This is a genomic window from Fretibacterium sp. (assembly GCF_057312375.1).
The window spans coordinates 1-2,537 of the sequence record NZ_DBHLDX010000119.1; the positions used below are offsets into that span (position 1 = coordinate 1).

The 2,537-nt window shown below is 62.9% G+C and carries 2 protein-coding genes; both read left to right on the top strand.

Annotated elements, in window-relative coordinates:
* A partial coding sequence (gene speB / locus ACO41U_RS10310) for an agmatinase (protein WP_485943751.1) occupies positions 1-851 on the top strand: 851 nt, incomplete at its 5' end.
* Positions 852-1,068: 217 nt separating this feature from the next.
* On the top strand, positions 1,069-2,211 hold the full coding sequence (locus ACO41U_RS10315) for a peptidylprolyl isomerase (RefSeq protein WP_485943753.1): 1,143 nt from the start codon (positions 1,069-1,071) through the stop codon (positions 2,209-2,211).
* Positions 2,212-2,537: the final 326 nt, after the last annotated feature.

Consider the following 2,537-nt stretch of genomic DNA (forward strand, 5'->3'; position numbering starts at 1 on the left):
CCGTCTACGGCATCCCCTTCGACACCGCCTGTTCCTATCGTTCCGGAGCCCGCTTTGGACCGCAGGGTATCCGGAACATCTCCGTCATGATGAAGACGAACCATCCGGTGCACGAGGTCAACCTCCTCGACTACCTGAAGGGGGCGGATATGGGAGACGTCAACGTAGTGCCCGGCTACATTCACCCGACCTATTCGGCCATCGAGGCGTTCGCGTCCAGGATAGTGGATGCGGGAGCCCTGCCGATCGCCCTGGGAGGGGATCACTCCATCACCCTGGCGGAGCTGAGGGCGGTGGCTGGGAAACACGGCCCGGTCAGCCTCATCCACTTCGATTCCCACGCGGACATCAACGACGAGGTCTTCGGCGAGAAGTACAATCACGGGACGCCCTTCCGACGCGCCATCGAAGAGGGGCTGATCGATCCCCACAAGTCCGTTCAGGTCGGCATGAGGGGCTCCCTGTACGACGCGGGGGAGTTCAAGCTGGCCGCGGAGCTGGGGCTGAAGCTGATCCCGACTCACAAGGTGCGTGAGATGGGGATTCCGGCGGTCCTGGACGAGATCAGGAGGAGGGTGGGGGATAACAAGGCCTTCCTCACGTTCGACATCGACTTCATCGACCCCGCCTATGCGCCGGCCACGGGAACGCCGGAGGTGGGAGGATACTCCACGTTTGAAGCCATCAGCTTCATTCGCGGCCTGACGGACGTCAACTTCGTCGGGTTTGACGTCGTCGAGGTGGCGCCGCCCTACGACGTCGCCGAGATCACTTCCCTCGCGGCCTGCAACATCGTCTTCGAGTTCCTGTCCGTGCTGGCGCTTCAGAAAAAAGAGGGCAGAAGGGCATGACGAGGCACGGGGAGCAGGGAGCGATGCTTCCTGTACGGTAGCAGCCTTACCCCTCGATGAAGCCGTCGCAGCCCGCGGATTTAAGTCGCCGCCGTATTGTTCAGACCGCGGAAGGTGTGTTAAAATCCAAACTTGGCGCACGCTCTCTTGGGGGGCTGTGCGGGGGGCGCTTTTTGGACCTCCGAGCGATTTCAATTTCTAAGGGGCGATGTTTGGGATGCTGAAGAACCTGAGGACGCACATGAAGTGGATCATGATCATAATTGTGGTGACTTTTCTGCTCTCCACGTTTTTGATGTACGAGGGGCGCAGCGGACGCCGCGGGCCGAGCCGCAGCGCGGACGGGACCATGACGGATTATGAGGTGGCGGCGGTCGGCGGTCGGCCGCTGATGCGCTCCGAGCTTGAGAACCGCCTGCGCGCCTACCTGGAGAACTCGGGCCTGCGCAACGCGGCCTCGCTGGACATGCCGGCGGTCTATCAGGCGGTTCTGGACCAGTACGTCCTGGAGCAGCAGTTGGAGAACGAGGTGCGGAAGGCGGATATCGCCATCTCCGACGCCGACGCGGAGCAGGCCATGAAGGCCTACGCCGACTCGGCGTTCCCGACCCGCGAGGCCTTCTACGCGGCCCTGGAGCGGCAGGGGATCAGCAGCGCGGAGTACAAGAAAAACCTGGCCCGCCAGCTGGCCGTCCAGCAACTGCTGCACGTGGCCGTTGGGGACGTCACGGTGAGCGAGGACGAGGCCGTCAAGTTCTACGACTCCATCAAGGATCAGCTCTTCCGCACGCCGGCTGGGGTCAACCTCCAGGTGGCTCGCTTCGGAGCCAGCGCCGACGCCGAGGCGCTGAGGGCCAGCCTGCAGGCAGGAACGGACTGGGCCCAGGCGACCTCCGGGGACGCGCTGGCCTCGATGGACGTCCTCAGCGTCACGCGGGAGCCCCTCTTCCTTCCGGAGTCGGCCTTCACCGGCGCCCTGGCGGAGTTGGCCTCTCTGGATGTGGGGGCCGTCAGCCCCGTCTTCTCCGCCACGAGCGGCGACTTCTCCGTCGCCGTCAAGACGGAGCTCGTTTCGGAGTCCATCCGTCCCTACGAGGACGTCAGCAGCGACGTCCGCGCCTTCCTGCGCAGCCAGGAAGAGCGCCGGAAGCTGAACGACTATGAGGCGGATCTCATGGCGAAGGCCGAAGTCGTGATCTACGATGCGTCGCTCTTCCCAGCCTCTGCGGATGCGGTAGCGGCAAGCCCCGACCTCCAGCCGGCCTCTATGGACGCAGCGGCCAGCTCCGACCAGCCGGCCTCTGACGACGCGGCGACCGATGCCGAGCCTCAGCCGGCTTCCGACGACGCGGCGAAATAGGCGCTCGACGTAAGGTGCGAAAGCTCCCGCCCTTCGGACGGGAGCTTTTTTTGAGGGCGACTCCCCAGGTCCCCCACGATCAACTTCCTGACAATTTGGTCTATTTTTTCTGTTTTTTGTTATAATAATGGCGGTCCTTGGGCCGTTCCCGGTTCTCTCATCTCATTTCGATCCAATGTAAAATTGGATAAGGAGGCGTTTTTAGTGAAGTTGAAGTCTGTACTGTTGGCTTTGCTGGTTTGCGGACTGTTTGCCCTTCCCGCCCTGGCGGCGGAGCCCGATTTCCACATCGGGATCGTGACGGGGACGGTGTCCCAGAGCGAGGA

Excerpts from the sequence above, each read along its gene's own strand:
- ACO41U_RS10315 (WP_485943753.1), top strand. The coding sequence starts at position 1,069 with ATGCTGAAGAACCTGAGGACGCACATGAAGTGGATCATGATCATAATT.